General features: G+C 70.3%; 31 protein-coding genes and 1 pseudogene. 21 read left to right on the top strand and 11 right to left on the bottom strand.

From position 1 onward, the window contains the following. Window positions 1-360: 360 nt before the first annotated feature. The 3 genes from IF29_RS46635 (at window position 361) to IF29_RS0139500 (ending at window position 3,587) form a co-directional block, all read left to right on the top strand. Window positions 361-861, top strand: a complete 501-nt coding sequence (locus IF29_RS46635; protein WP_157624165.1) for a hypothetical protein — start codon at window positions 361-363, stop codon at window positions 859-861. Next, on the top strand, window positions 852-1,046 hold the full coding sequence (locus IF29_RS46640; protein ID WP_051726635.1) for a hypothetical protein: 195 nt from the start codon (window positions 852-854) through the stop codon (window positions 1,044-1,046). The genes IF29_RS46635 and IF29_RS46640 overlap by 10 nt, the downstream gene beginning before the upstream one ends. A gap of 75 nt (window positions 1,047-1,121) precedes the next feature. After that, window positions 1,122-3,587: a DEAD/DEAH box helicase gene (locus tag IF29_RS0139500; protein ID WP_084715518.1), complete on the top strand. Its 2,466-nt coding sequence runs from the start codon at window positions 1,122-1,124 to the stop codon at window positions 3,585-3,587. A gap of 122 nt (window positions 3,588-3,709) precedes the next feature. Here IF29_RS0139500 and IF29_RS0139505 read toward each other — a convergent pair whose 3' ends face one another. The 4 genes from IF29_RS0139505 to IF29_RS0139520 form a co-directional block, all read right to left on the bottom strand. Further along, window positions 3,710-3,973 (bottom strand): hypothetical protein, encoded by a 264-nt coding sequence (locus tag IF29_RS0139505; protein WP_030266726.1) that lies wholly within the window; start codon window positions 3,971-3,973, stop codon window positions 3,710-3,712. A 485-nt stretch (window positions 3,974-4,458) separates the two neighbouring features. Beyond that, on the bottom strand, window positions 4,459-4,887 hold the full coding sequence (locus tag IF29_RS0139510; protein ID WP_030266729.1) for a hypothetical protein: 429 nt from the start codon (window positions 4,885-4,887) through the stop codon (window positions 4,459-4,461). A gap of 116 nt (window positions 4,888-5,003) precedes the next feature. Further along, window positions 5,004-5,444 carry a hypothetical protein gene (locus IF29_RS0139515; RefSeq protein WP_030266732.1) on the bottom strand — a complete coding sequence of 147 codons (441 nt, stop codon included), beginning with the start codon at window positions 5,442-5,444 and terminating at the stop codon, window positions 5,004-5,006. Then, window positions 5,441-5,749, bottom strand: coding sequence for a hypothetical protein (locus IF29_RS0139520; RefSeq protein ID WP_157624166.1), 309 nt, complete (start codon window positions 5,747-5,749; stop codon window positions 5,441-5,443). Before IF29_RS0139520 ends, IF29_RS0139515 begins: the two co-directional genes overlap by 4 nt. Window positions 5,750-5,830: 81 nt before the next feature. Here IF29_RS0139520 and IF29_RS48305 point away from each other — a divergent pair, with 81 nt between their 5' ends. From IF29_RS48305 to IF29_RS48725, 3 genes and pseudogenes are all read left to right on the top strand, one after another. Then, window positions 5,831-5,944, top strand: coding sequence for a plasmid pRiA4b ORF-3 family protein (locus IF29_RS48305; RefSeq protein ID WP_232242843.1), 114 nt, complete (start codon window positions 5,831-5,833; stop codon window positions 5,942-5,944). A gap of 35 nt (window positions 5,945-5,979) precedes the next feature. After that, window positions 5,980-6,129: pseudogene (locus IF29_RS49150) on the top strand (plasmid pRiA4b ORF-3 family protein); the annotation flags it as partial. Between the two features lie 67 nt (window positions 6,130-6,196). Next, the gene (locus IF29_RS48725; protein WP_030266741.1) at window positions 6,197-6,442 is read left to right on the top strand and encodes an IS1096 element passenger TnpR family protein; all 246 of its coding nucleotides are present in this window, start codon (window positions 6,197-6,199) and stop codon (window positions 6,440-6,442) included. Window positions 6,443-6,460: 18 nt separating this feature from the next. Here the strand turns inward: IF29_RS48725 and IF29_RS0139540 are convergent, their stop codons facing one another. Continuing rightward, a complete protein-coding gene (locus IF29_RS0139540) occupies window positions 6,461-6,751 on the bottom strand; it encodes a hypothetical protein (RefSeq protein WP_030266744.1) in 291 nt (96 codons plus the stop codon). Between the two features lie 226 nt (window positions 6,752-6,977). Here IF29_RS0139540 and IF29_RS0139545 point away from each other — a divergent pair, with 226 nt between their 5' ends. Continuing rightward, the gene (locus IF29_RS0139545; protein ID WP_030266748.1) at window positions 6,978-7,418 is read left to right on the top strand and encodes a DUF3846 domain-containing protein; all 441 of its coding nucleotides are present in this window, start codon (window positions 6,978-6,980) and stop codon (window positions 7,416-7,418) included. Between the two features lie 361 nt (window positions 7,419-7,779). Here IF29_RS0139545 and IF29_RS0139550 read toward each other — a convergent pair whose 3' ends face one another. Both IF29_RS0139550 and IF29_RS0139555 read right to left on the bottom strand, forming a co-directional pair. After that, a complete protein-coding gene (locus IF29_RS0139550; RefSeq protein WP_030266751.1) occupies window positions 7,780-8,154 on the bottom strand; it encodes a hypothetical protein in 375 nt (124 codons plus the stop codon). After that, window positions 8,151-8,468, bottom strand: a complete 318-nt coding sequence (locus tag IF29_RS0139555) for a type II toxin -antitoxin system TacA 1-like antitoxin (protein ID WP_030266753.1) — start codon at window positions 8,466-8,468, stop codon at window positions 8,151-8,153. The genes IF29_RS0139550 and IF29_RS0139555 overlap by 4 nt, the downstream gene beginning before the upstream one ends. Window positions 8,469-8,700: 232 nt before the next feature. On the opposite strand from IF29_RS0139555, the gene IF29_RS0139560 reads away from it, so the two are divergent. Continuing rightward, entirely contained in the window at window positions 8,701-9,543 is an 843-nt protein-coding gene (locus IF29_RS0139560; RefSeq protein ID WP_030266755.1) for a hypothetical protein, read from the top strand. Between the two features lie 64 nt (window positions 9,544-9,607). Here the strand turns inward: IF29_RS0139560 and IF29_RS0139565 are convergent, their stop codons facing one another. Continuing rightward, the gene (locus IF29_RS0139565; RefSeq protein WP_030266758.1) at window positions 9,608-10,093 is read right to left on the bottom strand and encodes a hypothetical protein; all 486 of its coding nucleotides are present in this window, start codon (window positions 10,091-10,093) and stop codon (window positions 9,608-9,610) included. Window positions 10,094-10,445: 352 nt separating this feature from the next. Here IF29_RS0139565 and IF29_RS0139570 point away from each other — a divergent pair, with 352 nt between their 5' ends. The 11 genes from IF29_RS0139570 (at window position 10,446) to IF29_RS0139620 (ending at window position 19,842) form a co-directional block, all read left to right on the top strand. Beyond that, on the top strand, window positions 10,446-10,751 hold the full coding sequence (locus tag IF29_RS0139570; protein WP_030266760.1) for a hypothetical protein: 306 nt from the start codon (window positions 10,446-10,448) through the stop codon (window positions 10,749-10,751). Window positions 10,752-11,076: 325 nt separating this feature from the next. Beyond that, window positions 11,077-13,755 carry a type IV secretory system conjugative DNA transfer family protein gene (locus IF29_RS0139575; RefSeq protein ID WP_063757728.1) on the top strand — a complete coding sequence of 893 codons (2,679 nt, stop codon included), beginning with the start codon at window positions 11,077-11,079 and terminating at the stop codon, window positions 13,753-13,755. Then, window positions 13,752-14,645, top strand: a complete 894-nt coding sequence (locus IF29_RS0139580; RefSeq protein ID WP_051726637.1) for a replication-relaxation family protein — start codon at window positions 13,752-13,754, stop codon at window positions 14,643-14,645. The genes IF29_RS0139575 and IF29_RS0139580 overlap by 4 nt, the downstream gene beginning before the upstream one ends. A gap of 216 nt (window positions 14,646-14,861) precedes the next feature. Then, entirely contained in the window at window positions 14,862-16,043 is a 1,182-nt protein-coding gene (locus tag IF29_RS0139585; protein WP_030266776.1) for a hypothetical protein, read from the top strand. Window positions 16,044-16,232: 189 nt separating this feature from the next. Beyond that, the gene (locus IF29_RS0139590; RefSeq protein ID WP_030266779.1) at window positions 16,233-16,562 is read left to right on the top strand and encodes a hypothetical protein; all 330 of its coding nucleotides are present in this window, start codon (window positions 16,233-16,235) and stop codon (window positions 16,560-16,562) included. A 243-nt stretch (window positions 16,563-16,805) separates the two neighbouring features. Further along, window positions 16,806-17,435 (top strand): hypothetical protein, encoded by a 630-nt coding sequence (locus tag IF29_RS0139595; protein WP_037598497.1) that lies wholly within the window; start codon window positions 16,806-16,808, stop codon window positions 17,433-17,435. Window positions 17,436-17,687: 252 nt separating this feature from the next. Beyond that, window positions 17,688-17,915, top strand: a complete 228-nt coding sequence (locus tag IF29_RS0139600) for a hypothetical protein (protein ID WP_030266783.1) — start codon at window positions 17,688-17,690, stop codon at window positions 17,913-17,915. 244 nt (window positions 17,916-18,159) lie between these two features. Further along, entirely contained in the window at window positions 18,160-18,369 is a 210-nt protein-coding gene (locus tag IF29_RS0139605) for a helix-turn-helix domain-containing protein (protein ID WP_030266784.1), read from the top strand. A 140-nt stretch (window positions 18,370-18,509) separates the two neighbouring features. After that, window positions 18,510-18,665 (top strand): hypothetical protein, encoded by a 156-nt coding sequence (locus tag IF29_RS46645; RefSeq protein WP_157624168.1) that lies wholly within the window; start codon window positions 18,510-18,512, stop codon window positions 18,663-18,665. Continuing rightward, window positions 18,665-18,961, top strand: coding sequence for a hypothetical protein (locus IF29_RS0139615; protein WP_030266787.1), 297 nt, complete (start codon window positions 18,665-18,667; stop codon window positions 18,959-18,961). Before IF29_RS46645 ends, IF29_RS0139615 begins: the two co-directional genes overlap by 1 nt. Before the next feature lie 50 nt (window positions 18,962-19,011). Then, window positions 19,012-19,842 (top strand): SAM-dependent methyltransferase, encoded by an 831-nt coding sequence (locus tag IF29_RS0139620; RefSeq protein ID WP_157624169.1) that lies wholly within the window; start codon window positions 19,012-19,014, stop codon window positions 19,840-19,842. A 399-nt stretch (window positions 19,843-20,241) separates the two neighbouring features. Here the strand turns inward: IF29_RS0139620 and IF29_RS0139625 are convergent, their stop codons facing one another. Continuing rightward, window positions 20,242-21,573 carry a tetratricopeptide repeat protein gene (locus IF29_RS0139625; RefSeq protein WP_037598500.1) on the bottom strand — a complete coding sequence of 444 codons (1,332 nt, stop codon included), beginning with the start codon at window positions 21,571-21,573 and terminating at the stop codon, window positions 20,242-20,244. A gap of 389 nt (window positions 21,574-21,962) precedes the next feature. Here IF29_RS0139625 and IF29_RS0139630 point away from each other — a divergent pair, with 389 nt between their 5' ends. Further along, the gene (locus IF29_RS0139630) at window positions 21,963-22,784 is read left to right on the top strand and encodes a TauD/TfdA family dioxygenase (protein WP_232242845.1); all 822 of its coding nucleotides are present in this window, start codon (window positions 21,963-21,965) and stop codon (window positions 22,782-22,784) included. Here IF29_RS0139630 and IF29_RS0139635 read toward each other — a convergent pair. Beyond that, window positions 22,781-23,554, bottom strand: a complete 774-nt coding sequence (locus IF29_RS0139635) for a glycosyltransferase family 2 protein (RefSeq protein WP_030266795.1) — start codon at window positions 23,552-23,554, stop codon at window positions 22,781-22,783. The two genes, IF29_RS0139630 and IF29_RS0139635, sit on opposite strands and share 4 nt — an antisense overlap. Before the next feature lie 68 nt (window positions 23,555-23,622). Here IF29_RS0139635 and IF29_RS0139640 point away from each other — a divergent pair, with 68 nt between their 5' ends. After that, window positions 23,623-24,879, top strand: a complete 1,257-nt coding sequence (locus tag IF29_RS0139640; RefSeq protein ID WP_030266798.1) for a nucleotide sugar dehydrogenase — start codon at window positions 23,623-23,625, stop codon at window positions 24,877-24,879. 48 nt (window positions 24,880-24,927) lie between these two features. Here IF29_RS0139640 and IF29_RS0139645 read toward each other — a convergent pair whose 3' ends face one another. Next, on the bottom strand, window positions 24,928-25,605 hold the full coding sequence (locus tag IF29_RS0139645) for a ribonuclease FAU-1 family protein (protein WP_030266800.1): 678 nt from the start codon (window positions 25,603-25,605) through the stop codon (window positions 24,928-24,930). Between the last annotated feature and the right edge of the window lie 543 nt (window positions 25,606-26,148).

Raw genomic sequence — 26,148 nt, forward strand, 5'->3', positions numbered from 1 at the left:
GGCTGGGACTGATGGGATCAACTCCTGCGCTTCGCTGCGGAGTTGATCAGGGTTCAGGGTGTTGAGTCTGGCGGATTGGCGGATGGTGGGCGCTTCGCGCCTTGGCGGACGTCTTGATGATGGACCGTCACCTGCCAGGGTCGCACGTTTGGGTGACGTGCACTCGGGTTCGGTCGTTCTGCTGCATCAAAGATGCATCTGCGCTAGAGTCTGTGTTATTGGCAAGGTTCCGGGGAATTTTATAAAGCCTCTGAATTGTGCGAGATTGCGCCTCGTATCATTTCCCGGAACAGTGGCAGAGAAAATGCATAGGAGAGGTTGATGGAGGACAGTGTGGACGGTCTGGAATTCTCAACGCGGGTGCGGGTTCAGCGGCTGGCGCGAGGTAAGGGCCTGGAGGCGCTCGGGGGAGAGTTGGAGCGGGCCCGAGACTGGGAGCGGCACGCCGGCCGGGATGAGGAGTCCGGCTGGCTGGCCGCAGTCGAGGCCAGGGAGTGGGACCGGGTTACCGACCTCGTCCGCACCCAGGAGTGGCCAGCCTACGACGCGGACCGCGATGTGCAGGCGCAGGCCTGGATCGCAGAGCGCGAGGCCCTGCTCCTGGCCAGGCGGGAGCAGGAGGAGCGCCTGGAGCGTGATCGGTGGGAGCAGGGTCAGGAGCTGGAGCTGTATGTTCGCCTTCCTGGCCCGGCTTCGCGTCGCCTCAAGGCGCTGGCGCGGGAGCTGGGGGTGAGCCCGGAGCAGGTAGTGGTGCTCCTGGCCGAGCATGTCGAGGCTGCCGCTGCGGGCCTGGTCCACGTCCCCGCGGTGGCCGTCCTTCCGCCGGCTGTGCCGTCCGCGGAGGCGACGCCGTGGCTCTGACGGTGGAGCAGAAGGCCGCGCTGGACGTGCTGGAAGCCCGGGAGACAGCGCTGATGCTGCTGATCCGCACCCAGGGGCGCAAGTCGAGGCACTGGCACGCGGCGTGGGCGGACCTACGCAGGGCCCGGCTCCTGTGGGACCACGTCCTGGACGCCGCCATGGACGGCGCTCTGCTCGCGGAATAGCGCGGCTCATTTGACCAGTCTGGCACCCGATGCTGTCAGGCCGCATGAATTCGGAAAAGGGAAGGGGTCGCCATGATGAAGCGGCATAAGAAGCTGCGTCCTAACCAGGAGGAGGCGTGTGATGCCTCCGTACGACTTCTGACGATCCCGGCGTCCGGGATCGTGCCGCTGGGAGGTCTGCGGTGCCAGATCCGGGCCGCGACGGGATCGGGCAAGAGTCTGACGGCCGTTCATGTGGCCATGCGGCTGTACTCGGAGCTGAACCTGGTGGTGGTCCCCTCGCTGCCGCTGCTGGAGCAGACGGCGGAGGTGTGGCAGCGCGAGGGGTTCGGCGGGCGGATGTTCGGACTCTGCTCGCTGCGCGGCAGGGAGCAGCCGGCAGGGGTTCCCTGCACCAGCAATCCGGCGGAGCTGCTGGAGTGGGTGAGGCGGGCCAAGGGCAGGGTCACGGTCTTCGCCACCTACTCCAGCCTGGGGTTGGGGCTGCTGGAGGAGGCACACCGGCTGGGACTGCCGGCCTGGACGCTCGCGGTGGTGGATGAGGCCCACCGGGTGTCCGGGGTGGTGGACCGGCCCTGGGCGGCGATCTTGGACAACAGTCGAATCCCGGCGGACCGGCGCTTGTTCATGACGGCCACGCCCAGGCTGTGGGGACTCAAGGAGGAGGACCGGAAGAAGGCGGCGTCGGCCGGCCTGGAGGCACCGGAGCTTGTCGCCTCGATGGATGATGAGGAGGTCTTCGGCCCCATCGCCGCGGACTACCCGCTCGGGCAGGCCATCGCCGACGGCGTGATCGCCCCCTACCGGATCGTGTGCGTGGACGTGGCCGACCCCGTGCTGCAGGGCCTGCAGCAGCGCAGTGTGGACGAGCGCTCCGTGGCCTACCGCGGCGCCCGCCTGGCCGCCCTGCAGACCGCTGTGCTCACTGCGGCGGCGGAATGGGACCTGGCCCGGGTGCTGTCCTTCCACCACCGCGTTCCCGAGGCCCGCGCCACCAGCACCGGCCTGCACGACGTCGCCACCGTGTTGCACGCCCAGGACCCGTCCCTGCACCCGGACCCCAAGCTGATCGGCACCGCGTGGCTGGAGGCCGAGCACACCTCCAGCGAGCGCCGGCAGGTGATGGGCACCTTCACCACCCTCATCGGCGAGGACGGCTGGCGGCTCCTGCGCTACATCCTCACCTCGGTGAAGGTGCTCTCCGAGGGCATGGACACCTTCGAGTGCGACGCGGTCTACTTCGCCGACGTGCGCGGCTCCATGGTCGACCTGGTCCAGGCCATCGGCCGCGCCCTGCGGATCCGCCCCGGCAGCGGGAAGGTGGCCAGCATCGTGGTCCCGATCCTGCTGGCCCCCGGCGAGACCGGCGGCGAACTGCTGTCCTCCCGAGCCTACGACGGCCTGTCCAAGATCCTGCTCGCGCTGCGCTCCCACGACGCCGCCGCGATCGAGCGCCTGACCCTGCCGCAGTCCGACACCCGGCCCGAACGCACCCCCACCCCCGGCACCGAGGCATCCGCGCAGGGCGAGCAGCAGTTGCTGCACTTCTCCACCGAACGCGACCCCGCCGTCATCGCTGCCTTCGTCAAGACCCGGGTCCTGGAGCCGGAGCAGGAAGCGTTCCGGCGCGGCCTGGAGTACCTGCTCACCTACAAGGCCGAGTTCGGCGACGTGAAGGTTCCCTACGCCTACCAGGCCGCGGACGGGTACCGGCTGGGCGTGTGGGTCGCGGACCAGCGCCGGTACAAGGCCGCCGGCGTCCTGGACCAGGAACGCACCGCCCTGCTGGACGAGCTCGGCTTCGTGTGGTCCGTGTTCGACACCGCGTTCACCGACAATCTGGTCGCCGTCACCGCCTACGCCGCCGAACACGGCCACGCCTGCCCGCCCAACGACGCCGTCTTCCACGGCCGCCCCGTCGGCGTGATCATGAAGAATGCCCGCACCGCCCAGCGTCGCACCGAGAACCTGCAGCAACGTCAGGAAGCCGGAGAGACCGACCTGGACTGGACCGGCGCGTTGACCGCGGAGCGCAAGGCGGCGTTGGACGCCATCGACCCGGCCTGGTGCCCCACCGGCTGGACCCTGGAGTGGCAGCGCTCCTTCACCCTCGCTCGCCGGTTCGTCCAGGGCGGCGGCCAGCTCGCCGGGGCGCGGCCGGGCACGGTCGCCGTCCAGGGTGTGGACCTCGCAGCCTGGGGGCGCGACCAGCAGCTCGGCTGGGATCAACTGCGGCCGGCCCAGCAGTGGATGTGCCAGCACGTCCTCGGACTGGCTCCGATGGCCCCGGAGCAGCGTCCGAAGGGGCCGGTGTCGCACGCGGAGACGGAACGCCGGAACTTGCTGGCCGCAGCTCAGTTCCGGGCCCGGGAAGGGCACCTGAACGTACCCCGTGGCAAGAAGGAGACGCTGGTCCTGGACGACGGCACCCAGGTGGAGGTCAGCCTGGGGTTGTTCATCACCAACAGCCGGACCAGGAGGGCCTCCATCCCTGTAAAGCGGGCCCAGGCACTGACCGAACTGGGTATGCGCTGGGCGTAGCGCGTCGGTCAAGGCGAGGGCCGGAGTGACTGGGGAGCCGTTTCGGTTGCACGGTCTGTTGCTCGTCCGGCGGCGGTGGGTGGTGGGTCCGTCTCTTCGGGGGGTCCCATGGGCGCCTCCGGTCAGCCGTTGTGGCCCATCGAGAACAGGGTGCGGGCCGGGGCGGCGAGCCGGTGGGCGAGCGCCTGGGCGTCGCCGGCGGCAGCCCGCAGTTGCTCGAAGGCCTGCGGCAGCCGGTCCACCAGCGACATGAGCACCCGCGTCGTGTCATGGATGTTCGGTGCGGTCAGCGTCCCCGCGTCGTCCAGGACGTCGCGGTTCAGCTGCTCGATGAGGTCACGGGCGGTGACGGCGAGTTCGGCGGTGGACTTCTTCTTGGGCGGCACGAGAACTCCTTGGTCGACGGGACGGCCCCGCCAGTGTGCCAGCGCCCCTCAGCACCAGCGCCCTGCCCGGTCAGATCGGGGTCGCGCGGAGGCCGGTGGAGCCTCCGGGCGGGGGCCCTTACGCGGTGTCGGAGTGCAGTTGCGAGGGCGGCGGCGACCTGGTGGGGCACGCACGGGGGTAGTGACTGCGGTTGTACCGGGGGTAGTGACTGGGGTAGTGGCGGGGGTAGTGACTGGGAACGCCGACTCCTACCAGTGTCTGGATGAATCCGCAGGTGGGAGCGCTGGTTACTGCCATCGGGGAATCCCGACAACCCCCTCTGTGAGCCCCTCTCCTGTACTTGTATGGGTGAGGAGTGGCGGGTCTGGGCGCACGTCGGAGCTTGCGACGGCGCTGCGCTGAGCTTCTGGGAGCCCCCGACCCTGGCCCTGACCGGGCAGCTCGACACCGGCCCGGGATTGTCTCTGCGAGGGCTGACCTGCGGTCAGCGCCGCTCGATCGCAGCGACCATGGCCATGATCTCGGGACCCATGCCCAGCTGAGTCATCCATCCGGTGAGCTGGTCGTGCTGGGCGGCGGTCAGCCAGCCCGTGCGCTGTCCGGCCTGCAGCATGGCGGCGGCCAGGGTCTGGGTGATGAGCCTGGGTGGGCAGGTCTTCGCCATCTCGTCCAGCAGCCGGTCATGCTCGGCCCGGTCCCCCGCCTCGGCTGCCATCGTCGCCCGCTGGAAGAGGCCGGCGGCCCGCAGCGTCTCCGACATCGCCAGCTCCTCCTCCGGGCTAGTGGCTCCCTCAGCGACGACGTGACGGGCCAGGCGCTCGGAACGGTCGGTGTCGCCCGTGCGTAGAGCGTCCCCGGCGGCGCGGGCCTGCTGGGTCTCGAACTCGTTCGGCGCGTTGCTGGGTTGAGTCATGGGTGAAGTGTCCCTCCACGCCCGGGGTCGACTCAGCGGGTTCTCCGGGATGGGCTGGGCGCGTACGGCGAAGGGGACGACCACCGTGGCGGTCGACCCCTTCCCAGTTCTGGCGGCTACTCCGGGCCGGTGACTCCCCCGGGGCGCTGCTTCGGCCGCTGCAGCCGGGCCCGGGCCCGGCACTGGGCGGCGCGGAAGCTGGCGTACCTGCTCAGCAGCGCGTTGGTGCTCTCATCGTCCTGGTAGGGCAGTCCGGCCTGCTGCAGGCTGCGGATGGCGCCTTCGCGCAGTTCCCAGTCGGCGCCCTGGTCCCAGCGCTCTCGGTCGATGGCGTCGTCCCCTGGCCACTCCATCCAGACCAGAGCGTCCTCCCAGTCCTGGAGTTGCTGGCGGGCGATCTCCAGCCGCTGGCTGCGGCTGTGCTTGTCGTCCAGGGTCAGCAGGCCGTGGTCGGCCAGGACGTCGGCGGCGTACGCCAAGGGGAGGCCGCCGTGCTGGACGGCCCACCCGTAGACGGCCAGGGCCTCGACCCAGCACGGGGGTTCGGGCCTGCTCATGCGAGGCCGTTGATCGACATGATGCCGCCGAACAGGACGTCGCGGCGGCCGACCGCGACCAGGTCCGACAGGTCGCCGGCGGCGGTCTCTAGCCGTTGGGTGGGGATCGAGTCCGCCGGCGCAGTCAGGAACAAGAACGTCTCGAAGTAGTGCGCGGCGGCCAGCCAGTCCGCGGGCGGGGTCCACGGCACGGGCGGCTGGTACCAGCGGCCGGTGCCGTTGCGCTGGATGTAGTGCAGTCCGGTGCGGTCGGCTTCGACCGACCACTCGGCCAGGCCCCCCAACTGCGGGCGAGTGAGGTCCACCGAGGGCATCCCGTCCGAGAGGCGGTCAGCATCGGGTGAATCCCCGACCGGGTCACGCGCACCGCTGGGAGCATAGGGGCCATGAGTAGCAGCAAGACGCCCAAGGTCGCGGTGAGCGAGTCCTACCAGGTGCGGGTGGAGCTGCAGGACATCGAACCGGTGATCTGGCGCAGCCTGCAGGTGCGTCCTCGCTGAGCCTAGCTGGGCTGCACAAGGTGCTGCAGATCGCCATGGGCTGGTGGAACTGCCACATGCACCAGTTCATCGCCGACGACGGGCGCTGCTTCGGCGTCGAGGACCGCGAGCTGGAGCTGCTCGATCACCAGGGCACCAGCGTCGGTGAGGTACTGCGCCCGGGTCGGGAACTGGTGTACGAATACGACTTCGGAGATTGCTGGCGGCACCGCCTGACGGTGGAGCAGGTCGTGAGGGGACCCGAGCCGCCAGGTGCTGCTGCTGGACGGCGGCCGCGCCTGCCCGCCCGAGGACGCCGGCGGCTGCGACGGCTTCATGGAGCTGCTGGAGTTCTTCGACCCCGAGGCCACCTGCGACAGGTGCGAGCAAGAGCAGGAAGAAGGCGGCGAGGACCAGTGCACCGAATGCCGGGAGACCCGGCAGTGGCTCGGCAACTACGATCCCGACGACGTTCCCCTGGCCAAGTTCGCCGCAGAGCTCGCGAAGGCGCGGCTGTAGCCGGGAGCGGCTGGGCGGTCAGCCGTCCTGGGCCTGACGGCGTTGCAGCGCCTCGGTCATCGCGTCGAGCTCGCCGGCCTTCTTCGCAATGACGGCGGCCTGCACCGCCAACTCCTGGGCGAATTCCGCGACTGGTCGGCGGGTGTTGAGGTTGTTCTCCCGGTACTCCGCCATCGGGCCGAAGCCGCGCCCGGTTCCGGAGCCCAGCTCGCGGTAGGCGTCGGACAGGCCGTGCATCGCACCCATCAGCCACGACCTGGCCAGGTCGTAGTTCTCGAGCAGTTCGTCGCTTTCGTCCACGGAGTCCACCGCGCTATCCTCCCAGGCCGGGGCTGGGAGGGCACGGGAATCGGGGTAGGCCGGGGCGCGCGGTTGGGGGCCGCGCTCCTTGGTCCGCCCCGGCGGGGGTTAGACCAGAGCCAGCGCGCCGATCCGGACCTTGCAGGTCTGAGTATTTCCTTCGGAGGCAGCGTTCGTAGTCCACCCACCCGGTGGCATCCTTGTTCGGACTCACCTGATCTGAGAGGCGCTCATCGTGCTGGCGAACGCGATCCGTATCGACACCGACGGCCAAGCGACCGTGGTCAAGCTCCCCGACGGCACCGCGGACCTTCGGTCTGCCTTGCGCGGCATCCTGGGCGGGACCCCGGACCAGGCCGTCTATCACCAGCGATCGCTGCTGTGGGTGCACGACAACGGCCAACGGGAAGGGCTGGTGGCGAACTTGACCGCCTGGACCCTTGCGAGCGCCTGGCGCAGGATTCCGCTGCCGTACCAGCTTTACGGCACTGTCGTTGTCACCGGGCGCGACGACGACGGCATGAGCACTGCCCTGGACGACGACCTCACCAGCCGCGTCCAAGCGGTCACCGAGACGGTCCAAGCCACCATGGCCGCCTGGCAACAGCGTCCGCCGGCGTCGGAGGACGCTGCCCTCAAGGAGTTGCTGGCCTACGCAGTCCGCGACGTGGCCTGAGCAGCTGCGTTTGATCTCTCTGGAGCGGCGGCACTGAGGAGGCCAGTGCTTCGTTGTGCAGTGCGTGGACCAGCTTGACTACCAGCCTGTGAACAGCGATGGCGTCCGTGTCTGTGGGTGCGGGTGCTGCGCACGTGAGGTGCCGTACTGGAAGGACCCGAACGCAGTGCTGCTGTGCGGTCGCAGCTGCTGCGTCGAAGGCGGCCTCAAGTGCACCAGCGGGACCGGACCACGCTGCGGTGCAGGTGAGAGCTGAGCATCCTGGATTTCGAACGCAGCTCCTGACGGATCCGCTCTCGCGCGCGCTCGCGCGTAGGTCCAGCACGAGTAGGGGCGGGCCCCGAGCAGCATCGATGGTGAGTCAGTGGCCGGCTTGCCAGGACCGGAGGATCGAGGCGGTCTGCTGGACCCCGATCAGACCGTTGGAGACGTCCTTGACCAGGGTGACGGCATCGGCGGCTTTGTAGTCCAGCGTGCGGTCGTTGATAGTGAGGAAGCCGATGGCGGCGGCCCAGGCGAAGGCGCGGTTGCTGTGCTCCAGGCTGGGCAGCCTGGCCAGTGTGTCCAGCAGAGCGGCGGCCTTGAGCCAGTCGCTGCCGTAGACATCCTGGCCCAACGCGGCGGCCTGGTGGCGGGCGACGGCGGCATACAAGGGTCCGAGGTCGTCGACCTGAGGATCGCCGTGAAGCGTTTCGGCGAGGCGGAGCAGGTAGGGCACTTCGGCGAACTGGGTCACGCGGCACTGCCCCGGCGGTGGTCCGCGTCGGTGTGGAGGCTGCGAGATGCCGCGTGTTCGCGGCTGCGCAGTTCGGTGTCGGGCCGGCTGTCCTGGGGGTCGAGGTCGGCGAAGGCGTCGGCGGTGATGCGGTGGGCGTCCAGTGCTGCTTGGACGAAGCGGTCCTGGACGGCCAAGGCGCGGCGCAGCGCGGCTTCCAGGATGTAGTCCTGGACGCTGACGCCGGCGGCGCGGGCGGCGTGGGTGATGGCCTGGTGCTGCTGGGCGTCCTTGAAGCGAAGGTTCAGGGCTTTACTTCCCTTGTCATCTGCCATGGCACCGATAGTACCGCTGGTACCGTGCCGTGGGGAGGGTACGGGTCGACACCGCGGTCACTGTGCCGGTCGAGGGGCCGCCGCCGGTGGTGGTGGTTGGGTGGGTAACCAGTGCGGTCACCAGGGCTTTGAGGCGTACTCGTGACCGTGTGACCCGGGACTGGTGGCTTGAGCGGTGACGGGGTGGGGCTTGCCTGGACGGCACACCCGTCCCTCGTCCCGGAGGTTCCCGATGTCCGTTCCGGTCCTGCCCGGCCTTCCGGGCCCGTTGCCCCCGGTTCTGGTGGCCGCCGTGGCGTATGCCGGCGTCGGTCTGGGCTACCTCGCGCTGGCCGGCACCGATCTGCCCGAGCGGATGCGGCCCGAGCACATCGACGGTGAGATCCGCCTGGTGGACCGGGCCGCCTGGACGGCGGTGGTGTTGGCTCTGGCGCTGCTGCTGTGGCCGGTCGGACCGTTCCTGCGGGTGGTGTTCAGTGGCCCGATCCGGCGCCGCTTCGCGGCGGTGCCCGGCTGGCTTCGGGGTACGGCGGAGCCGGAGCGCTCGAATCCGGCCGCCGACGCGCTGTCGGGCGCAGGCATCGTGGCTCCGAGTGCGGAGCAGGACAGGTGGGTCCCGCACGGCTTCGGCGCTGGACCGGACTTCTCCCGTGCCGTTGCCCAGTTGGTCGCGGCCTGCGAGCAGGAGCGCCTGGTGGACGCGGTGTTCCTGGCCAGCGCACTGGTCGACGAGACCGCGGTGCGGTGCGGTCCGGACCACCCGCGGGTCCTGGACGCGATGGAACTGCTGGCGCATGTCGCGCACCTGGCCGGGGACCAGGGCCGGTGCGTGAGCCTGAACGTGCATGTTGCCGGGCGCCGTGCCTGGCACTACGGCGTCGACCATCCGGGAGCGCGGACCGCCCTGCGCAATGCCTATGCGGCGTGGCTGTCCGCCTCCGACCAGGTCGCGCTTCGGACCGGTGTGCCGCTGGTGACGTGTCTGCGGCTGGTGGCCGGCCACGCCGCAACGGCCACCGTGTCGACTGAGGACCGTCTGCGCGCGCTGCAGGCGCTGCACCGTTCGGGCTGGTGACCGACGACAGTGAAGCGGGGATGGTCGACACCGGAGTCGAAACAACTACGCCCCACGCCCCAGCTCAGACCAGCACCACCGGACACAACAGCGCGTACATCTCCCCCCGCAGCTGTGCCTCCGCGATGTCCCGGGGGCCGGTGATACTGCCGGCCAGGGCGACGAAGACACCGTGACGGCGCGCGGTGCGGCGCCAGGCGCGCGGGCAATTGAGGCCGCCCTCGTAGAAGCAGACGCCGTCCCGGCTGGTCACCGTGAGGACGTCGCCGGCCACGTCCAGGACGGCCGACCAATCAGCAGCCGGCTCCGCCCAACCCTCGAAGTCCTCGAACCGCGACCACCCGCCGGACGCCAGTCCGACCAGGTACGGATCCGGCCCACGGCCGCCGGCCAACGCGAACGTCTCGACCCGGTGCGAGGCCGCGAAGACCACCTGGGCCCGCTGCGCGTCGACGGCCCACGCCTGCATGCCCAGCGGCCGCAACGGCTCACTGCCGGCGTCGACGGCGTACATCGTGCCGCCGTCCAGCGGGACCTCCTTGTCGCTCACACCCAGGCAAAACGAGCCGGATTCACAGAGGTAACCCTGCCAGCGGCCAGGATTCCCCCCCGGGCCCATCAGGGCTGGCCGGGCAGCCCGCCAGCCAGGTCGCCGAGGGCGTCTGGACCTGAGCGACCGTGCTGCGGGGGCTCTGCACTCCTGACCTGCGGCGGTCCGTCTTCGGCAGCAATCAGACCAGGATCACTGGTTGACCTGTGACAGCGAGGGTGGACGGGGTGCCACTGAAGGTGGACCGGTTGCTGTTCGTGGCAGCGAGGATGGGCTGACTCCGAGTTCGCCGGTTCGGGGGTTTTCGGGCATACCCACCGTGACGTGCAGGGGCAACTGCAAGCATTGAGTCATGAGCGACAGCGACGACAAGACCATGATCGAAGCACTGACTGAGGAGATCTCCTTGGCGGTGAGCGGGCTCGGCGGCGCGATGATGGGGATCGCGGACTCCTACAACGAACTCGCCTACGGCGCCGGCAACGGCTACGGGGTCCATGCCCAGTACCGGGCTAACAACCTCAACACCGGCAAGCCGGTATCTGACCTGGCGCAGGAACTCGCGGCCTGGGCTGCCGAGATCAACGCGAAAGCAGCTGCTCTCGACGCCAAGCGCGAGATGCTTGAACGCCTCAAGGCCGCCACTGACCAGGCCTGAGTCTGGTCGGTCCATCTTCGCTGCCACGAACAGCCATCGGTCCACCTGCGGTGGCACCCCGTCCACCTTCGCTGTCACAGGTCACTGGTGACTGGCTGGTGACCGGTGATACGCGCTGGTGGGCCGTTGATGCGTGTTCGTGATGCGCACCGGGTGGGTTTGGTGATCCGGCTGGTGATCGCCCCGGGGTTCTCTCAGATGGTCGTTGCCGATCATCGTGGAGGTCCCTCGTGGAAACCGTATCTGACTACCGTTCAACCCCAGGGCCGGGCCGGCCCGCGCCGGCGCTGACGCCGGGCCGGGCCCTGGCCGGGCGGTGGTACCAGTGAGCGCCGGCCTGGGCGTCGTGGTCGTGCAGACGGCGCTGTCGATCGCCACGGATGCCTGGACGGTGGGGCAGTGGCTGGCCCGCAACACGGTGGCCGTCGGCCTGTCCGGTGCCGTGCTGGCGGGGTCCGGCATCGCGGTGCGCGAACGGCTGGCGGTGAAGGCATTCGGGGAGCGGACCCGGTTCACGCTGACGCCCAGCAGGCGGTTCGACCCGTCAGCGGAGCAGATCTGGCGTCAGGCCGCATTGCTGCTGCGGGCCTCGAACGCGGGTCCGTGGTGGGCGCCGATGAAGGCGAGGTCGGTGCGCCTTCGGTTGCGCGCCGACGGCTCCTCCCCGCTGGAGTGGAGCATGGAAGGCGCCGCATCCGCCGGCCTGCTGCTAGCCGGCACCCCCTTCGCCGAGGCGACCGTGGCCCAGGTACCGCAGGTGCGTGACAAGGACCGCAAGCACACCGTGCGCACGGAGTTCACCGTGCGCGGCAACCCCGCAGCGGTTCTGCGCGAGGTGCCGCTGGATCCCGACCCGCTGCAACCGATCGTCGACGCGGTCGCGGCGCTGCGCGCCGATCTGGGCGATCTGGCCGAGGTGGTCGTGGACCTGCAGCCGGTGCCGCGCTGGCGCATGCGGATGCGGCGCTGGCAACTGATGGCGCGGGCCCGCGAGCGTGCCCGTGCGGCCGCACGGCGCGAATCGCGGACGCATGCAATCGACGCCGCCGATCTCGAGGACTCCTGGTTCCATCAGATGGGCCGTCTGCTGGACTCCGGCCAGGGCCGCGGTACCTCACTTCGTCTGCCGATGGCCGCCCGCCCACGGCCGGTCTCCCGCGAACAGACCCTGGGACGGCTCGACAGTGACCACGGCGTGGTCCGGGTCCAGGTGCTGGTGCGCTGCTGCTCCGAAACGGTGGGCCGCGCGGAGTTGCAGATGCAGTTGCTGGTGGCCGCCATGGACGTGTTCGCTGCGGGGTCCTCGCGCCTGGGGGTCGATGCGTGGCGGCTGGGTCCGTGGCGGGTGGATGCGAACACCTCCTGGCGGGCCCGGAGTTTCGACCGGCGCTGGAGCGGTGGTCTGGTGGCGCCGCGCGGGGAGAACTGGGTAGGGATCGGTGAACTGGCCGGGCTGCTGAAACCGCCCACCGTCCACTGCCGGGTGCCGGTGCTGGCCAGCGAGGTGCCCAGCTACGAGCTGGGCAGCGCCGAGCTGATGCCGCACGGCTGGCACACCGCCCCCGACGGGACCCGCCGGCTCATCGCCAGCCCGCTGTCCGAGAGCCTGTTCGGGGTGGCGGTCGGCAAGGCCAACTACGGCAAGACGGAGCGCTCGCTGGTGCAGGCGATCGCGGTGGCCCACGGCGGCCACGGGGTGCTGTTCATCGACCCGCACAACGACTCGTGGAGGGCCGCCGAGCCCTACCTGGCCCACGACAGCATCCGCCCCCGGGTCTGGCGCCTGGACCTGACCAACCCCCACGACGCGGCCCGGGTCGGCGGCTGGAACCCCCTGGCCGTGGACAAGGGTCAGGACCCGGCGCAGGTCGCGGCCGCCGCGGTCAACGCGTTCGCGTCCGTCATGGGCTGGAACGACATCGCCGCCCCGCGCGCGCTCACGATCTTGACCAAGTGCGTCCAGGTCCTGGTCGCCGTCAACGCCGCGGCCGTCGCCGCCGGCCTGCCGCAGTCGCAGGCCACCGTGTTCCAGATCCCCACCCTGCTCCAGGACCCCGCCTTCCGACAGGCAGCGGTAGGCCGCCTGTCCGGCAAGGACGCCCGCTGGTGGGAGACGACGTTCACCACCTACGGCGAGGACGCCTTCGCTGTCGTGCTGAACCCGCTGGAGCGGCTGGCCGCGGACCGGGTCGCCCACGCGCTGCTCGGCACCCCCACCGGCGGCTGGAACGTCCGTACGGCCATGGACACCCGTCGGGTGGTGTGGGTCTCCCCGGCCGGCACCGGTCCCACCGACCGGCTCCTGGTCTCGCTGATCATGCAGGATCTGCACCGGGCCGCCCTGTCGCGGCGCGACCTGGACGCCAAGCGGCGCCAGCCCTTCTTCGTCTGGCTGGACGAGCTGATCACCCTGGACGGCGCCGCATCGAGCACCATCGCCGCGATCGCCGAGGAACTGCGCAAGTTCGGGATCCGCATGCACGCGATGACCCAACTGCTGCAGCGCGTGCAGCAGACCACCCGCGACAGCCTGATCCAGAACGCGTCGATCCTGTCCAGCACCGCCGGATCCGCCGCCGCCATCAAGATCATCACCGATGAGTGGCACGGTGCGGTGGACCCGGCGCTGGTCGCCGAGCTCCCCCGGTTCAACCACTTCCTGTCGCTGACCGTGGACGGCGAGCGCGTCGGCCCGCTGCGGATCGAGGGCCCCCAGGTCAAACAGGTCTTCCGGAAGATCCGCACCCCGGACAAGACCGCCGACCTGGCCCGCCGTTCCCTGACCGCCCTGGGCGCCCTACCCATCGTGCAGCGCCTGGCCATCGCCGAGCGCCAGGACGAGGTCGTGCTGCGGTTCCTGACGCACGGCGGGCCACCGCCGGAGCAGCCGCATCTGACCCTGGCCAAGCCGCCGTCCGGCCCCCGGCGCCCCTCCCCCTCTCGCTCCGGCAGCGGCGCGCGCACTGACGCCGGCAGCCGTACCACCGAATCGAGGCACCAGTGACCGCGACCGACGCCGCCCTGGCCACGCAGGCGATCGCCGTGCTCTACCAGCACCGCATGGCCACCCAGACCCAGCTCCACCAGTTGCTGGCGCCCGCCCGCTCCCAGCAGTGGATCTCCAAGAAGCTGACGGTGCTGCGCCGGCAGGGCCTGGCCGACCGTATCGCTCTGCCGCCCGGCCGGAGCCACGTGTGGTTCCTGACCGACTACAGCCGCACCGTGGCCGCGGACTGGCCCGAACTGCGCCAACTGCCCATCCCACCGGCGGTGTCCACCGATCCGGTCGCGGTGCGGCTGCGCACCGCCCACACCCTGACCGTGCTCCGCGCCCACCTTGCCTTCCTCGCCGACGCGCGGCGGCGCGGCGACGAGTACGGGGTCCTGGACTGGATCCCCGAACGCCACCACAAGCTCACCGACCAGCACGACGACGCGGTCATCGCCGACGCCCTGCTGCGCTACACCGCCGCGGCGGACGGCGGCGGCCGCGCGCAGTTCCGGGCCTTCGTCGAGGTGGACCGCGCCACCATGAGCAGCGAACGCCTGGCGGCGAAGCTGATCAGCTACGGCAGGTTCCTGGAGTACACCCCGCTGCCCGTCGGGCGGCGCAGCGCCGCCCAGACGCAGAGCGCGCTGCCGTTGTGGCAGAAGAGCTACCCGCTGTTCCCACGGGTGCTGTTCGTGATCACGAACGTGGGCGGGCTCGGGTTGCGCAACCGGATAGAGGACCTGAAGTCCATGGCGTCCGGGCACCCCCTGGCGGTGAATCTGGTGCGCAAGGTCCCGGTCGGCGTGGCCCGGCTGGAGGACATAGAGGAGCACGGGCCCAGTGCCGCGGTCTGGACCGCCCTGGACGGTCGCGACCGGCCGTGCGGGTGGATGCAGCTGTAACCGGGCCGTGGTGGTGGCCGGCCTTTGCCGGCCGCTACCACGGGTCAGCACCGGTCCCGGGCAGCGCCCGGGACACGCACACCGCACCACCGCGGCGGCAGCCCGGGGTTCCGACGGGGCAGCGCCCCAGGGCGGATCCGCCTGCCCGTCAAGCCGGCCTTCGACAGGACCCTGCGCCGCCGCGCGAACCTCACCGACCCAGCGGGAGAACCACCAGTGCCCCACCCCCCAGCTGTCCGCCGGCCCACAGCTCCGGCCCGCGGACCCGCAAGCACCGGCGCGAACGACGCCCTGGAGTTCTCCGGGACGATCGGCGACTTCTGGTCGCACACCCAGGTCCGCGACTGGATCATGCTGCACCCGCAGATGACCCGCACCGCCTACCTGCTGTACTGCCTGCTGCGCTCCATGGTCACCGAGAAGCGCCCCGGGGCGCTGCGGAGGATGAGCCTGGACCAGCTGTGCTGGCTGCTGCCCGGCATCAACGGCAAGCCCACGGGCCTGTCGACCGTCAAGGACGCGCTGCAGGTCCTGGCCCGGCTCGGCCTGGTCACGAACCCCGACGGACGGCTCGTCACCTCCAGTGGCCAGAACGGTATCCAGACCACCCTGCGCCGGTACCAGGTGCACGACCTTCCTCCGGACGCCTACGACGGCTGGCGCAACGCCTGGGACAAGCTGGACGCCTACCACCCCGGCTGGCGCGAGGACCCGCCCGCGCCGAGCACCCGGCGCAGTCCCGAGGACCCCGGTGGACGCCTCGAGGGCCGGAATTCCGGCTATCGAGCCGACCTGGACCGCAACAGGGAAACCGCAGGTCACTTCGATGGCCGGAAATCCGGCGGCCGCAGCCGGAATTCCGGCCAGCCCAGCCGGATTTCCGGCGACTCCAAGCCGCTGACCTGCGATGACAACGCCCCCAAAGAAGTCTTTCCAAGAAGTTCTTCTCTCTCTGTCCGGCGCGGGCCCGCAGTGGCCCCGGCACAGGGCGAGAGAGAGAACGGCTACGCCCCGCCCGTGGACGGGGCCGAGCAGGCGGCGGTCCGGATCGCGCAGGCCTGGGCGGACGGACTGCGCGTCGGCGGCGGCAGTCTGATGCCCCGTCGCCAGGCCTCGATCCGGCACCAGGCGGCCGAGCTCCTGGCCGCCGGTGAGACGGACACCGACTTCCTCGCTTCCCGCGCCCAGTGGATGGGACGGGTCAAACCCACCTGGTCCAGATTCGAGGACGCCCTCACCTTCGAAGGGCAAGGCGCGCCACTACGGCGATCAAGTACAGCCAGGCAGCGCTTGGCCGTACGGTGCGGCAACTGCGATGACGGCTGGCGCTACCAGGACCCCCACGCCGCGCTGGGCCCCTACCGCTGCCCCGACTGCGCCGAACTGGCACGCGGGTGAATGTCAAGCTCACCATGGACCCCGAGGCGCTCGCATCCGGGCTCGGCGGAACAGTCCGGACTCCCTCGCTTCGGCACGTCGGCCGCAATGGGCGGGTGCACCGTGGGTATGCCCCACAGGCTCGGCTGGACACCGATACGGTCATCAAGCAGCCTCAAGCCGAGCCGGCTCGAGGAGAGGGAGGAGTCCATGTCACAGGCGTACTGGTGGGGACAACTGATCATCTGCTTGGCGATCGGAGCACCCCTGCTGCGGGGAGCTCTGCGCACGATGCCGACCGGCGTCCGCCGCGCGGTCGCCGGCGCCGGACTGGCGCTGGTCGCGGCCCCGTACCAGGTCTGGGGGCCGAAGGCGCTTCGCAGCAGCGGCAGCTTCGTTCAATACGTCACCCACGAATCGGCACGGGCGCTGACGTGGATCACTTTCGCGTTTTCGGTCTTCGGTGCTCTGCTGCTGTTCTACGGGATCGCCGTGACCGCCGCACAGCGCAACCACCACGCAGGACAGGTAACCCGCTGATCAACGGACCATCCGCCCCACCACCGGTCGCCGGACCGACCCGTCGCTGGGCCCCTACCGCTGCCCGACTGCGCCGAACTGGCACGCGACTGAACACACGATCGGGGCGGTTCCGGCCTCCCCGCCTGTTCATCCACATTCCAGCCTCGGCGTCACACCCTGCCGCGGAGCCGCGATTCGGTAGGCTGCCGTCAGGTTCTCCGCGCAGGCGGAGGTGAGACGACTCCCCCGCTGAGGACCCCTATGCAGCTGCACCCACTGGCCACCGTCGTGGACCGCATCGATCCGCGCGGCTCCTACACCACACGCGACATCGCCGACCTGCTCCGCGTCTCCGATTCGACCGTGCACTCCCTGCTCGGCGGACACCTGTTGCCCGGCGGGCGCCGCAGGACGGCTCCCGGTGGCGGCGTGCGCTGGGCCTGGACCGGCCGCGCCCTCCTGCGTGCCGCCCAGCTGCGGATGGACACCCGACGCCGCCTCCCGCACCAGGACCTCAGTCCGCTGACGCTCTGGCGGCTCGGGTGCCGCTGCGAACGGTGCACGGCCGCGCACAACGACCGCGACCGCGACCGCCGCCGCCAGCTGGCGGACACCGTGCTCACCGAGGACATCCGCCGGCAGTTGCTCGCTACCGTCGCCGCCGGGGCACCCGCCTCCGAGGCTGCCGCGGCAGTCGGGGTGAGCGCGCAGCGGGTATACGGCGTGGCCAGCCGGGACCAGGAGTTCGCCGCAGAGCTGGCCGAGGCCGGGTGGTCGCTGTGCGCCGCCGGGCGCGCGGACGCCCGCTGCTCGACCCCGGCCGCCTACCGCGACGGGTGTCGGGGAACGGGGTGCCGCCTGGCGCGGCGCGAGGCGAACCGCCGACCTTGACGGCCCCGGCAACACTGCACCTGGGGCACGGACCCCCGGGGGGGCGGCTGCGACGGCACAGCCGGCAACTCCGGGCTGGCACGCGTGTTCCAGCGCCGCCAACAATTCACCGACTTTGATGCGCGTACCAAGCACGCATACGTGAAGATGGTCGTCCGTAGACGTTGCGTCGCGTAGGCGGGAGTCCCCGCTGTGGGCTGTCATGCACCTCACCCCCTGCCGCCTCCTGCCGCCACCCGTACCCACCTTCGTGTGCTGTCGATACTGCTGGCCCGTCATGCGGCGGACCTGCCCGACGAGACCTTGGGCGACGCCGCGCGCCAGGACGCGGTCCGGTTGTTGGCCTGGTCCACTTCGGCCGCGGCCCTCGCGGCGGCAGCCCTGACCGAGAGCGACCCGGCCCAGGCCGCCCGCTACCGTGACCAGGTCCGATCCACCCTTGCCGAAGCCCACGCCCTGGCTTGGCATCCCGGTTCCTGAGGCCGACTGCCGGAGTCCGTCTCATCACCGGACAGATGTCGGGTGCCTGCGCGGGTCGCTGTCCATGCACCCCCACCCGCGCACGGTCCAGAGCCTCCTGTCCGGCATCAGCCGAAGCGTGGGGATGCAGTTCGTGGCATACGAACTGCACAGATACAAGGATTCCGCTGGTTCGGACGTCCGCTGGTGCGCGATGATGACGCGCTACTACCGATCGTGTGCAGAGATAAGGGGGACGCGCCCGATGGACGCACCCACCGCGAAGGCCACCCGGATCACCGGGGTCGCCCGCGTCAAGCTGCGAGGACAGCTGAAGACCGCCTACGAGGACGGCGCCTCGATCCGTCAACTCGCGGCCGGCATCCAGAAGAGCTACGGATCAACCCATTCGCTTCTGGCGGAGGCCGGGGTGGACTTCAGGAACCGCGGCGGCCAGCCGCGCAGCCGGGGATGAGCACCATGTCCATCCCGTCACCGCGCACCGTGCGCTCCCCTGCCCGGATCGTCCGCACGACTGCCAACCCTGGCGGCACCTGTTGGGTGGTCTTCGAACTATGGAGGCAGTCCGCCATCACGGTTCCAGTCTCCTCAGCGGTGCTGCAACAGGCCCTCGGGCTGGCCCACCGCCAACTGCTGGGCGCCGAGGCCACGGCGCTGATCTGCGTTGACGCCGTGCTCGAGACCGAGGTCAGGCCCGTAGCGTGGCAGCCGAGTGCGCATCCGAGCGCCGTGCCGCCGAGGGCCGCCTGATGCCGGAGGCGGAGAGAGGTCCGGGCGCCGTCGACACCAGCGCGCTGTCCGCACGCGGCTGGGAGGCACTGGGTGAGCTCCGACGCCTTGAGGACCATGGTCTGACCGCAGCCCGGCAGCCCGGAGGTATCCACCTCGCCACGGTCAAGTCCCTGCAGAAGCTCGGCCTGGCCGCCATAGAAGATCATCCGGAGCGTGACCGGAAGGGCCGCCGCTGGGTGGCCCGGCTCACCGAGGCCGGCAGGCGCGCCACCGACGCCCCGGGCGGATCACCGGCAGTCGACAGCGCTCGCTAGGCTCTGGATCTGGCGTGCGGGGTGCGGGAAGTGGTCGATGGGAGAGCAACGTGGACGATTTCGAGTGGATCAAGCAGCATGAGCCGGCGGGCCCGCCGGCCGATCTGCGCATCGACGTGCCGTCCTCGGCGCGCATGTACGACTACTACCTGGGCGGAAAGGACAACTTCGAGGTCGACCGGCGAGCGGCGGAGGAGGTGATTCGGGCCTTTCCGGCGATCCAGGAGACCACCCGGGCCAACCGCGCGTTCCTGGGCCGCGCCGTCCGCTTCGCCGCGGACCAGGGCCTGCGCCAGTTCCTCGACATCGGCACCGGCATCCCCACCCAGGCAAACACGGACCAGGTCGCCCACGAGGTCGCCCCGGACGCGGCGATCCTCTACGTCGACAACGACCCGATCGTGCTCCGGCACGCGGACGCGCTGATGGCGCAGGCCGACGGCCGCAAGCGCACCCGGGTGATGCTGGGCGACCTGCGCCGACCCGAGGAAATCCTGGCCGAGGCACAGAAGGTGCTGGACTTCCAGCAGCCGGTGGCCCTGATGCTGGTGGCCATCCTGCACTTCATCCGGGACGAGGAGCAGCCGCGCGAGATCGTGCGGACCCTGCTCGACGCGCTGCCCTCGGGCAGCATGCTGATCCTCTCCCACGCCACCGGCGACTTCATGCCCGACGACTCGCTCACCGTCCACCGCGCCGTCTACGACCGCGCCACCTCGCCCTTCATCGACCGCCGCAAGTCCAAGGTCTCCTCCTTCTTCGACGGCCTGGACCTGGTCGACCCCGGACTTGTCCAACTCCCCTGGTGGCGGCCGAACGGCGCACTCCCGCAGGGCTCGGAGCGCGCCTCGGGCTGGGCGGGCGTGGCCGTCAAGCACTGACAGCCTGATACGACGGGGTTCAGCGGCAGCGAACACCTGACCGCTGCGTCATACCAGCCGGTAAGCACACAGGGGCAGGAATCATCGGGATCACCCGTACTGGTCGTCCCATGTGGAGGATAGGACGGGTCACCCGTGGGCGACCCTGCGGCTGCCCTGGCGGCGCCCTTCCCCGAAGGGCGCCGCCAGGGCCCCTTTGGGATCCGGGCCATGGGTGCTCACCTGGCCGGGACCGCCGCGGAGGCCGCACCGTCCCGGTGCTGGCGCTGACAGGGGATCAGCCTGGTGAACGTGGCTGCAGGCGCGGTGGGGGGCATCGGGCTGGGCGGTACCGGTCCACGTGCGAACCGGTGGGACCCACTCGTTCGGTGGCTACTCCGGGTCGCTTCGGGATGCTGCTCAGGCCAGGGCCGTGGCGACCCGCTCGCGGAAGTCTCGGACGGCGGGCAGGTGCCGGTGTCCGTCCATCTGGGTGGCGAGTTCCCTCAGCGGCGCGATGCTGCGGTGCGAGCTGATTTCCGCGGTCAGGTCCAGGGCTCTGTCCGCGGTGGCGCAGGCGCGTTCCACGTCGTTCTGGCGCAGCTGCGCGTTGGCCTGCCGTACCAGGAACAGGGCCTGGGTGCGCGTGCGGTCGGCAGGGAACAGGGCGGCCGCCTCTGCGAAGACCTGCTCGGCGCGGGCGGGCTGTTCCATGTCCAGGTGGGTGGAGGCTGTCGCTCCGAGCAGTTCGCTGTGGTCGAACCAGTACACCCACTCCGGGTCGTCGCCGCTGGTGCCCTCGCTGGCGGCCAGGAGTTCGGCCGAGCGCCCCAGGTCGTTCCAGCAGGTGCTGTCGCGCTGGTGGGCGCGGGCGCGGGCGCGTCGGCTGAGCAGCATGGCCTCGACGCGGGCGGTACTGGTCCTGCGGGCGGCGGCGAGGGCGGCGGCGACCATGGCTTCGGCGTCGGCGGGCCGGCCGCAGTTGTGTGCGGCGATCGACCAGAACGCGAGCACGTGGGCGCCAAGGGCCGGGTCGGATGAGGCGTGGGCGGCGTGGAGTGCGGCGTTGAATGCCTTGTCGTCGCATTGGTCGTTGAGGTCGAAGGTGGCCCAGGCGTGCATGCGTGCCAGGTCGGCGGCTGCGGCGTGGAGTCTCTTGCCGTGGGCGTCGCTGTAGCTGCGGTTCTTGAGGATGTTGAGGACCAGGCGGCGGCTGGAGGAGGCTTCCTCGATCAGTCTGCCTCCGCCGTCGTTGTCGTCGGCCTGGCGCAGGTCGCGGACCAGGCGCTCGATATGGGTGACTGATGCCTCGCCTATCCGCTGGCCGCGGGTGAGTTGGCCCGCGGCGGCGGGGTCGGCGGTCAGCCAGGCCAGGAGCGAGGCCGTCAGCGTCGTGCCGGTGATGCGGGTGAAGTCCCTTCGGTTGATCTCCACGTCACTCCCAGTCAGCTCGTGGAGCGCCTGGATGGCGCCGGGCGCGTCCCATCGGTAGGAGACGGGCTGCTGGAGGGGGTCCAAGGCCAGCCAGCCGGGCCATTCCCGCGTGCGGACGGCTGCTTTGGGGATACCCAGCAGTTCGGCGATGAGAACTTGGGTGGCCTTGTCCGGGCGGCGTCCGGCCTCCCAGCGGAGCACTCCGTCCTTGCCCGTGCCGACGTGGGTGCCCCGAGCCTGGCCCAGTTCCCGGAGCATGCTCGCGAAGTCCGGCCGGCTCCAGTCCCGGGCCGCACGGGCTCGCTCCAACGGATGCATCGGCCACCGTCCTCGTGTCGCGGCTGCGGACAGACTCCCGGCGACGGTAGCCGGGGAGGGCCGGTGGAGTGAAGCCAGCTGACGGGTGCTCATGGGGTGCTGATGAGAGCACCGTGAGCGCACCGCGTGGACCCCTACCGACCCGGCGTCAACCCTCCCAGAGTAACGGGGCGGACGCGATGTGTTACGCCGAGGGCCGGAGGTGGCTCCGCCTCGGCGTCGACCGGCAAGACCCTGCGGCGCAGCGCGCTCCCACCCCAGCGACTTCGAAGGCGGAGGAATGCGGCATGGGATCACTGACGAGCACTGACCGGGACGGGTTCATCGAGCTTCCCCCAGAGCTGGAAGAGGCTCTGATCAAGATCGGGGGCACGCTTCCCCGATGGGGTATGGAGGGTACGTTCCTGGCCGACTCCACGGTCCAGCGGTACCGATCCGAACTGGCTTCGGTCCCGCTGGTCACCGAGACGGTCGAATCCCTGCTCGCCACGCTCAGCGTGGCCGGCGCCGGATACGCCGTGGTGCGGCTGGGAAACATCGCCGAGGCGCTGGGGACCGGGGAGCCGTTCCTGCGTCTGGCGACGGCGATCCTCGCCGAGGTAGCGAAGCCCTTTCAGCCCTTCCAGCGCTGGCCGCTGTGGAAGGAGATCGGGGTCGACCTCAACGCCAACCCCGGGCTGTCCACCGGCACGGGGTACAACGCATTCCACATGGACCTGGTCAACGCGACGCAGCCGCCGGACTACACGACGCTCCTGTGCATCCGGCCCGACGCGCTCGGCGCGGGGGCGAGCATCCTCTCCGATGCCCGCGCGGCCGTGTCGCGGCTGTCGCCCTCCAGTCGGGCCCTGCTGAGCGAGGCGGCCTACAGCTACGGATCGTTCTTCGAGCTGTCCGACGTCGGAGCGGAGTACGCCCCGTTCCCCGTCCTGGACAGCGAGCCGGCGCCGCTGGGGTTCGTGCGGTTCACCGCCAAGATGCTCACCGAGTCCGCGATCGACGAAGCGCACGAACGCGCGGCCCGGGAACTCGCCGAGCAGATGATCGCCGGGCAGGTCTCCTTCACGCTCCAGCGCGGCGACTTCCTGATCGTGAACCAGCACCGCTATGTCCACGGCCGCGAACCGCTCGGCACCGGCCAGAGCGAGGTTGCTCCCCAGGACCGCCGCTTGCTGCTCCAACTGTTCCTGCGGGAACGCCAGCGGCTCTAGATCCGCGACTTGCGCAGCGAGTGCCACGCCGCTCCGGCCAGTGCCCGCGACGACCGGGAGACGGACAGTGCCTCGTGTTCGCGGTACAGAGCCCAGTTGTACGGAATCAGCGACAGCTTGTTCGAGGAAAGCGATCCGGCCCGGCGCGACCGGTACACCGCCAGGGGCTCGGCAAGGCCCCTGGCGGCAGTGCCGTCACGCAGGATCGACAGCCACAGGGCGTAGTCCTGCCGCTTGGGCATCTCCGGCATCAGCCTGGTGCCGAGGACGGTTCGGTCGTACATGGCGGTCAGCGCGCCGATGTGGTCCTGGGTCAGCATCGCCCGGTAGTCCACACGCTCCCGCGCCCGCACCACGCGCCCGTTCGGGATGAAATCGGCGCCCTCACCGTCATGCTCGGCGTCCACCTTGTAGTAGGAGGTGAACGTCAGCGGGGCACCGGCCGTCGCCGCGAAGGCGATCTGCCGCTGGAGCTTGTCCGGGAGCCACAGGTCGTCACTGTCCAGGAAGGCGACGTAGTCCCCGCGGGCCCGTTCGATCGCGAGGTTGCGTGCGCGGCCCGCACCGCCCCGTTCCGGTGCCGCTTGCGGCAGCACGCGCTCGTCCTGCCGGGCGAACTCCATGAGCAGGTCCATGGAGTCGTCGGAAGAAGCATCGTCGGTGACCAGCAGCTCCAGATCCGCATGCGTCTGCGCAAGCACCGACCGGATCGACGCACCCAGAGTGCTCGCCGAGTTGTAGACGGGCATCACCACAGACACCAGCGGCACAGAAGTTCTCCCACGTCAGGCCAGAGGCGGCGGTCCGAGCTCTGGAAAGTCTACCGATTGGAGTCGTCATGCAGGTTGTCGTCGCTGGCCAGGGCTACGTAGGGCTGCCGCTCGCCGTGCGCGCCGCCGAGATGGGACACCGTGTCGTGGGCTACGACACCGACCCCCAACGTGTCCAGCAGCTCGCCGCCGGCCAGTCCTACGTGGAAGACGTCGCCTCCGCGCGGCTCCGCAGCCAGCTGGCCTGCGGGGCCTACTCGGCCACCGCCGACGCCACCGCCCTGGCGGGCTTCGACATCGCGGTGATCACCGTGCCCACCCCGCTGCGCGACGGCGTGCCCGACCTGACCTACATCGAGTCCTGCGCCCGAACGCTGGGCGCGCACCTGGGCCCCGGCGCCACCGTGGTCCTGGAGTCCACCACCTACCCCGGCACCACCGAGGAACTGATGGTCCCGATCCTGGAGAAGGAGTCCGCCCTGGTCGCCGGCCTGGACTTCCACGTCGGATTCAGCCCCGAGCGCATCGACCCGGGCAACCAGCAGTGGCCCTTCGACAAGACACCCAAGGTGGTCTCCGGCATCGACACCGCTTCCCTCGAGGTGGTCAGGGGCTTCTACGACGGCCTGGTGCAGACCACGGTCCCGGTGTCCGGAACCAGGGTGGCCGAACTGACCAAGCTGATCGAGAACACCTTCCGGCACGTGAACATCGCCCTGGTCAACGAGCTGGCAGTGTTCGCCCACGAGCTGGGCATCGACATCTGGGAGGCGATCGACGCGGCCGCGTCCAAGCCCTTCGGCTACATGAGGTTCACCCCTGGCCCAGGCGTTGGCGGTCACTGCCTGCCCATCGACCCCTCGTTCCTGTCCTGGCGGGTGGAACGAGCGCTCGGCCGCTCGTTCCGCTTCGTCGAGCTGGCCAACGACGTGAACAACCACATGCCCAACTACGTGGTCCAGCGGCTCACCGAGGCCTTCAACAAGCGTCGCATGTCCGTCCGCGGATCCCGCGTCCTGCTCCTCGGCCTGGCCTACAAGGCCGATACCTCCGACACCCGCGAGTCGCCGTCGGCACGGGTCGCCGACCTACTGCTCGACCTCGGCGCCGAGGTACGCGGCGCCGACCCGAATGTAGAGGACGCCACCAGCGCCGACCAGCGCCTGACGCGGGTGCCGGCGACTGCGCAGGAGATCGCTGCCTCCGATGCCGTGGTGCTGCTCACCGACCACTCGGGGTTCGACTACGAGGCGATCCGTGAGCACGCACCCTATGTACTCGACTGTCGGAACCGGCTGTCCGGCGCGAACATCGATGTCCTCTAGGTAGGGGTCGGCCGTGCGGCCGGGCAAACCCGCCGCTGCCCCTGGCCGTCAGCTGCGTTCCCGGACTGGGACGGTGAGCGCACCGGCCGGCAGCGCGGGCCGGGGCCACCCGGGATTGGGCTGCCAGGTCTGCGGCGCGCCGGCGAACGGACCGCTGCGGTCCTCGATGAGCCCGACGACGTACTCGCGGGCGGCCTCCACTCGCTGGTGCTCCCGCTCGGTGACCACGCCCAGGCGACGGCCGTGCGCATACTCGTCCTCGTCCTTCCACTTCAGCTTCGCCAGGTCCGGCGAAACCACCAAGTCCACCAGTAGGTCGAAGGTGTCGATGCCGATCTCGGTGCGCCGCAAGGGGCGTTGGAAGTTCACATACAGCCGGTCCAGCCGGTGGCCGGCGTCGTAGAACCGGCCGACGCTGAAGAAGTCACCAGCCCGGGTCTCGGTCACCAGCGAGGTCTGCCGCCATGTCCACGTCCCGAGCTCCCACTGCCCGGCGGCCAGGGCCTCGACCGCGCGCGCTCGAGCCGAAGCATCACCGCTTTGGGACCACTCCAGCCACGGGCTCGGCGCCAGGCTCTCCAGCCCCACCCAGTGGGCTAGGACCATCGCCTCGCCGGTGTCGGCCAGGACCCGGTATGGGGCAGCCGTCCACACCCGGCCGCCGAACACGTCCCGGCGCGCAACCGCCTGTCCTTGATGAAATGGGGTGCCGCTCAATTTCGCCATGCCTTGATCGTCTCCGGTTCCCACCGCTCCCGCCTCCTGCGCAATCCGCATCACCCGGGATGTCCGGAGCCGGCGGTCAGCGCGCGTGCGCGGCGCGCAGCGAGCTGGCGTTTGCGCAGTGCGCACGGAACGCGCGCACGATGCGCACTGTGCCTGCGGCGCGGTGCGCAGGTGCGATTGCGCACGGGGTATGCGCACCGCGCTCGGCGCTGGCCCGGTGAACATTCGGGCACCGGGATGCCCTCGGCCACGTCGTGGATCACGCGCTCGCGCGTCTGGTTCACCGTGTTGTTGACCACGTCCGGTATCGGTCGCCTGCGGGGACTTCGGGTCCGGTCCCTTCTTGTGTCCGTGATGACGGCAACGGTGCCCGCTGTCAGCCTCACCCATTCGGGTTCCATGCCGACCGAGGGGTCAGGCTCGGCGACCGCGCCGGTGGGCGACCGGGACCGGGGCAGCAGCCGGTCGGTCATCTGGGTGATCGCCTGAGATCGATCCAGTGCCGTGTCCCCGTACACGGCGGACAGCGGCGGGTGAGGACGG

The sequence above is a fragment of the Streptacidiphilus jeojiense genome (assembly GCF_000719095.1).
GTDB lineage: Bacteria > Actinomycetota > Actinomycetes > Streptomycetales > Streptomycetaceae > Streptacidiphilus > Streptacidiphilus jeojiensis.